At 71.2% G+C, this 5,268-nt stretch carries 6 protein-coding genes and 1 pseudogene; 3 read left to right on the plus strand and 4 right to left on the minus strand.

The features are described 5' to 3' along the window. Positions 1-136: 136 nt before the first annotated feature. A complete protein-coding gene (locus ACFW2E_RS04215; protein ID WP_384461087.1) occupies positions 137-673 on the minus strand; it encodes an ATP-binding protein in 537 nt (178 codons plus the stop codon). 175 nt (positions 674-848) lie between these two features. On the opposite strand from ACFW2E_RS04215, the gene ACFW2E_RS04220 reads away from it, so the two are divergent. After that, entirely contained in the window at positions 849-1,448 is a 600-nt protein-coding gene (locus tag ACFW2E_RS04220; protein WP_384461090.1) for a TetR/AcrR family transcriptional regulator, read from the plus strand. Positions 1,449-1,620: 172 nt separating this feature from the next. Here ACFW2E_RS04220 and ACFW2E_RS04225 read toward each other — a convergent pair whose 3' ends face one another. From ACFW2E_RS04225 to ACFW2E_RS04235, 3 genes are all read right to left on the minus strand, one after another. Further along, positions 1,621-2,295 (minus strand): nucleotidyl transferase AbiEii/AbiGii toxin family protein, encoded by a 675-nt coding sequence (locus ACFW2E_RS04225; protein WP_384461093.1) that lies wholly within the window; start codon positions 2,293-2,295, stop codon positions 1,621-1,623. Further along, the gene (locus ACFW2E_RS04230; protein ID WP_384461096.1) at positions 2,292-2,768 is read right to left on the minus strand and encodes a hypothetical protein; all 477 of its coding nucleotides are present in this window, start codon (positions 2,766-2,768) and stop codon (positions 2,292-2,294) included. Before ACFW2E_RS04230 ends, ACFW2E_RS04225 begins: the two co-directional genes overlap by 4 nt. Before the next feature lie 248 nt (positions 2,769-3,016). Further along, positions 3,017-3,946, minus strand: coding sequence for an oxidoreductase (locus ACFW2E_RS04235; protein ID WP_384461099.1), 930 nt, complete (start codon positions 3,944-3,946; stop codon positions 3,017-3,019). Between the two features lie 831 nt (positions 3,947-4,777). Between ACFW2E_RS04235 and ACFW2E_RS04240 the strand changes: the two genes are divergently transcribed. Further along, complete coding sequence (locus ACFW2E_RS04240; RefSeq protein WP_384461102.1) at positions 4,778-4,954, plus strand: hypothetical protein; 177 nt, start codon at positions 4,778-4,780, stop codon at positions 4,952-4,954. 3 nt (positions 4,955-4,957) lie between these two features. Further along, positions 4,958-5,268, plus strand: a pseudogene (locus ACFW2E_RS04245) (hypothetical protein); the annotation flags it as partial.

Raw genomic sequence — 5,268 nt, forward strand, 5'->3', positions numbered from 1 at the left:
GCGGGGCCGCCCCACGTTGGGGGGGGGGGGCGACAAATACCGCGCGGCCCCCCGCGCATGGGCCCCGCCGCCGGGGGGTTGTTCCCCCCCCGGGGGCGCTGGCCTCAGGCCACCATCGTCACGATGCCCGCGGCGCTCACGGACGGTCTTCAGCCTGCACCTCGAACCAGATGGTCTTGCCGGTGGCTGTCCGAATGGTGCCCCAGGAGTCCGCGAGCAGGTCGAGGAGTTCGGTGCCACGGCCGCCTTCCGCGTCCGGGTCGACGACGTTGCGTACAGGGCCTGAGGGTTCGGTGTCCTCGACCTCGCACAGCAGGCGGGAGTCGCGCAGCCGCAGGTTGAGCCGGAGCGGGCCGCGCGTGTGCCGCAGAGCGTTGGTGACCAGTTCACTGACCAGCAACTCGACGGTGTCCGCCACGTCGTCCTGCGCCCACTCGCTCAGCTGGGCGGTCACCAGACGTCGGGCTTGACGCGCCGAAGCCAGCTCCCGCTCCAGCGGCCAGGAGGCGTCCCAGGCCGTAGGGCGGCCGCGCGGCGCATCCAGTGGCTGCAGCGGAGCGAGCATGCGGGACCACAGAGCCCACTGCCTGGCAACCCACGAGGGTGTGACGGCATGAGAGGACCGATCGCGCCGATGAGAGCCGCTGGGGCGGTCGATGGCCGGGGTGGCCATGGGGATCAGTCCCTTCTGGGCCGGCGGCACACGGCCAGCCGGTGAGGCGTCGGTCTTCTTGTAGCAGTCGCTACACCTAAAATATAGACGAAGCGGTTGCTACAGTAAATACCTGTCCAAAAATCGCAGTACCGGACAGCCGGAAACCGCAGCCCTCACGCATCCAGGAGCCTGCATGCCTCGCCCGCCCGATCCGGCCAAGCGACGCGACCTTCTCGACCGGGTCCGCGCGTACGTGATGCGCAACGGCCTCGCGGACCTCTCCCTGCGCCCGCTGGCCAAGGCCCTGGGCACCAGCGACCGCATGCTCCTGTACTACTTCGGCACCAAGGAACGGATGATCGCCGAGGCCCTCGACATCTACGAACGCCGGCCCCTCCTGCGCACCCGCGAACTGCTGAAGACCGTCGGCCCGCCCACGAGCCCCACGGGCCTGCGCCGCTTCATGGAGGAGGTGTGGCAGCAGTTCAGCGACCCCGACGTGCGCGCCGCACTCCCTCTGTACCTCGAGATCATGAGCGCCAGCGTCCTCCACCCGGACCGCTACGGGCCCGTCATGCGCGACATCGTCACCCAATGGACGGCCCTGCTCACCTCCGTCTTCCGCGATCTCGGGATGGGCCAGGACCGGGCCCGGACCCAGGCCACCCTCCTGACCGACGCCTCACTCGGCCTCCTGACCGCCCCGCTGACGGACGGCCACTGGGACCACGCCGACAAGGCCTTCCACGCCCTCCTCGACAGCCTGGAACCCTCATGGCACACCACTTCATGACGACGGCGGCAGAGAAGCAGATGCACCCCTCAAGCAGCCGCCGGGTCATCGGCAACGCGGCACCGATACCGAAGGGGGCCACCGGGTGACCGGCTGAAGGCACCCGCAGGCAGGTCAGCGGCGGTTGCCGCCGGCACGGTGGTGACGGCCGGCCCCAGGAGCCGCCCGGCTCCTAATCCGTGTCCTGTTCGCGGAACAGTCGGCGGCCGAGGTCGTCGGCCCATTCCTGGGCCCAGGTCATCAGCTCGTCGATCAGTTCGGGGGTCGCGCCGTACGCCTCGAGTTCGGCGTCGTCGAGCCAGGCGACGGCGGTCAGCCGGGTCTGGAGGGACTCGAGGTCGAAGCGGTCGCGGGCGTGGCGGCGGCCGAATTCCTCGAGATCGGCCGTGGGCCAGCGGCGCGAGGCGGCGAAGACGTCCAGGGCGTCGCGGGCCAGGCCACGCTCGGCCAGCGCGCGGACCTTGGTGCCGATCACGTCTTCCTCGGCGAGCACCGGCCCGTAGGCGCTGGAGGCGGCCGGCCGGGTGAAGACCTCCTTGAGGATGTCCACCTCGCACGTCTCCTGAGCGTCGCCGGAGCAGGTGTCGGTGACGTTGAGGCGCGCGGAGAGCGGGGCGACCTCGATCACCTCGATGTGCCAGCCGCGTGCGGTGAGCCCGTCGGTGAGGGTGCGGGCGATCTCGTCCATCGGTGCGGGGTTCTCGGTGGCGACATCCAGGTCCTGGCTCGGACGTGCGAGGAGTTCGTGGGCCTGGACGGCATAGCCGCCGGTGATCACCAGGGGGTACGGGGAGCCGATGGCCAGGACGTCCGCCAGCAGGCGGGCGTGCAGGTCCGGAAGCCTCACGCGGCCGCCGAACCCTGGGTACCCCGTCGCCGGGCCGGGGGCCGGGCGGGAGGAACGTCGGCCAGAGCCCGCAGCTCCGGAAACCGGTCCTCCCACACACCGCGGACCGTGGTCGAGACCAGGATCCGCAAGGTGGGCCACGACCGCAGCAGGATGTCGCGGTTCAGCAGCGCGCACAGGTCCTTGCGCATGCCCTCGGCAAGGACGGTGCGGTACAGGCTCATCCGCTGACGCTCGTTGGCGAGGTCGAAGGCACGCAGCCCGGACCAGACAACAGTGGCGGGCGGTTCCACGATCCCCTCCGCCGGACCGCGCAGCTCATCCAACGAGTCCGGCAGCCGACGCCGGAACTTCTCCTGGTACAGCTCCAGATCCGTGCCACCGGAGTCCAGATCCGTGCCACCCGAGCCGTAGTTCGCGGCCGCGCCTGCATGGGACGACGCAGAAGCTGGGTACTGCGGCGTGGCAGGCATAAGGCCATTATGGCGGCTACCGGCCGGCACGGGGCGGCGATGGAGATGATGGTGGGGGCCGGCCACGCGAGCAGGGGCGACCGGCCGGCCAGGCCTGCGGAGAGGCCCTCGCCGTCCTACAACTTGGCCCCGAGGCCGCTCCTGATCAGCGAGGTGGTGCTCGCCAGGTCGGGAATGCCTTCGGTCTGGATCTCCCGGACGCCCGCGGAGACCTGCGCATCATCCTGTTTGCGACGCGCTGGAGCATTTCACCGAGCGTCGCCGGCAGGAGCTCGCGCGGTGCCCTCGTCCGGCTTGTCCAGGACGGCCAGCTCCTCCTCGGTCAGACGCAGGCCTCCGGCGGCGATGTTCTCTGCGAGGTGTGCCGGGTTCGAGGTGCCGGGAATGGCCAGTACGTGCGGACCGCGGTGGAGGGTCCAGGCGAGCCGTACCTGGGCCGGCGTCGCATTGTGGGCGCGGGCCACGGAGCGGACGCGCGCGTCGCACTCCTGGCCTGCGGCTGCCTCGCGCCGCAGGCCGGAGACCGCGAAGAACGGGACGAAGGCGATGCCCTGCTCCCCGCACAGGTGCACCAGCCCGCTCTCGTCAGCGCGGCGCCAGTCCAGGCCGTAGGAGTTCTGCACACAGACCACGGGCGCGATCGTTCGGGCCTCGGCCACGTGCGCAGGCAGGACACCGGAGAGCCCGAGGTGCCGGACCAGGCCGGCCTCGCGCAGCTCGGCGAGGGCGCCGAAGTGCTCGGCGATCGAGGCCGTACCAGGGCCGTTGGCGCGCAGGTTCACCACGTCCAGGTGGTCCCGGCCGAGCTGGCGCAGGTTCTCCTCGACCTGGCCGCGCAGTTGGTCGGGGCGGGCCATGGCGAGCCACTCGCCGGAGGGATCGCGCGCCGGGCCGACCTTGGTCACCACGACCACGTCGCCGTACCAGGATGAGAGGGCGCGGTTGATGAGCTCGTTGGCGGACCGCAGTGGCGAGAAGTAGAAGGCGGCCGTGTCGATGTGGTTGACGCCCTGCTCGAACGCGCTGTGCAGCAGGCCGACGGCGGCGTCGCGGTCGATCGGCTTGCCGTCGGAGTTCCCCATCATGCCGTTGCCCGTCAGCCGCATCGCGCCGTAGCCGATGCGATTCACCTCCAGGTCCCCGAGCTTCCAGGTCCCTGCTGCCGCCGCTGCGCTCACCGTGCTCCTTCGCCTGTCGGTTCGTCAGGTCCTGGAGTATGAGCCGTCACGGTGTACCGCGACAGGTCAGCGGGCTGGGCGAAAGGTCACATCCCCGTCGGGAACCAACCCTCACCGCAAAGCCGTTGGATCTGTCGAGAGGGCCCGGTCAGGATGAGGGGTCCCAGACCTCGTGCCGCTGTCCTGGCGCGGCGGCAGACGAGGGCGGTGCTGCGTTCAGCGCGGCCCGGCAAGGCGATCACCGCACCTGCCGGTCGGATGCGGCCCGGTCCTCCACCCACCGTTACCCCCCGCCACTGAAACTTTCCGCTCCGTTACTCGACCAGGTGGAGGGGCGGGAGATTGAACGTCCATGAAATCGCGCCGACCGCTTCCGATCGGCCAGTCCGTTCGGCGCCGGACCGTGGTCGTACCGTTGCGGCATGGCGTTGGCCCGAGCCCTGCCGCGAACGGCCCGCGTCCCGCCCCCGGCGCGGTACGGCCGCGCCACCGCTCCGGACGCACCCCCGGGCGCTCGATACCGCGGGGCCGATCGGCTCGACCATCTCCGTCACGCCAAGGTGGGCGTATTGTCCCCATATGGGCGACGCTCTGTGCGGCTGGTGCGGTGTGGCGCTGCCGGAGCCATCCAGACATGGCCGCCGGTATTGCACCGCGGCGCACCGTCAGGCGGCGTGGCGGGCCCGACGGCGGTGGCGGTCCGCGGAGGAGGAGCGGCAGGCACTGGTGGTCGCGGGGACGGAATTGCTCCCCCATGTGCAGGCCGTGGCACGACAGCAGAGCATTGACCCCCTGTCGCCGCCCTCGGCCGGGGCGTGTCACTGTGCCGCCGTGGCACAGGTGCGGGAGCTGGCCGGGCAGTTGGTGCGCTGCGCGGTGCTGGCCGACCGGCGGGCCGGGGCCACGTGGACGCAGATCGGCGCTGCTCTGGGCATCAGCGCCGATGCGGCCCGCAGCCGCTTCGGACGGGTGCGGGGATCGCCGACCGGCACGCGCGCCAGGAGGTGAAGCGTGTCCGACTCTGCCACTGGCGGCTGCTCCGCGGACTTTGGTCCCGAAGCGCTGGGACCTGCCCTGAGCCGGTTCGTGCGGCAGACCGGTGCCTACGTCTGCGCGGTCTATCTGATGCCCCGGGACGGGCAGGTGCTGCAGCTCGCGGTGCTCAGCGGAGTGTCATGGCGGATCGCCTCACCCTGGACCCGGGGGGCGCTGGCGGGATCGACCCCCGCCCCCCATGACCGAAGCCCGCGACCCATGGTGTGGGTGAAGACCCACCCAGAGAAGGGGCCCCCCGATCCCCCACACGCGCGCGAGCCGCCCCC

It is taken from the genome of Streptomyces sp. NPDC058964, assembly GCF_042741275.1.
GTDB lineage: Bacteria > Actinomycetota > Actinomycetes > Streptomycetales > Streptomycetaceae > Streptomyces.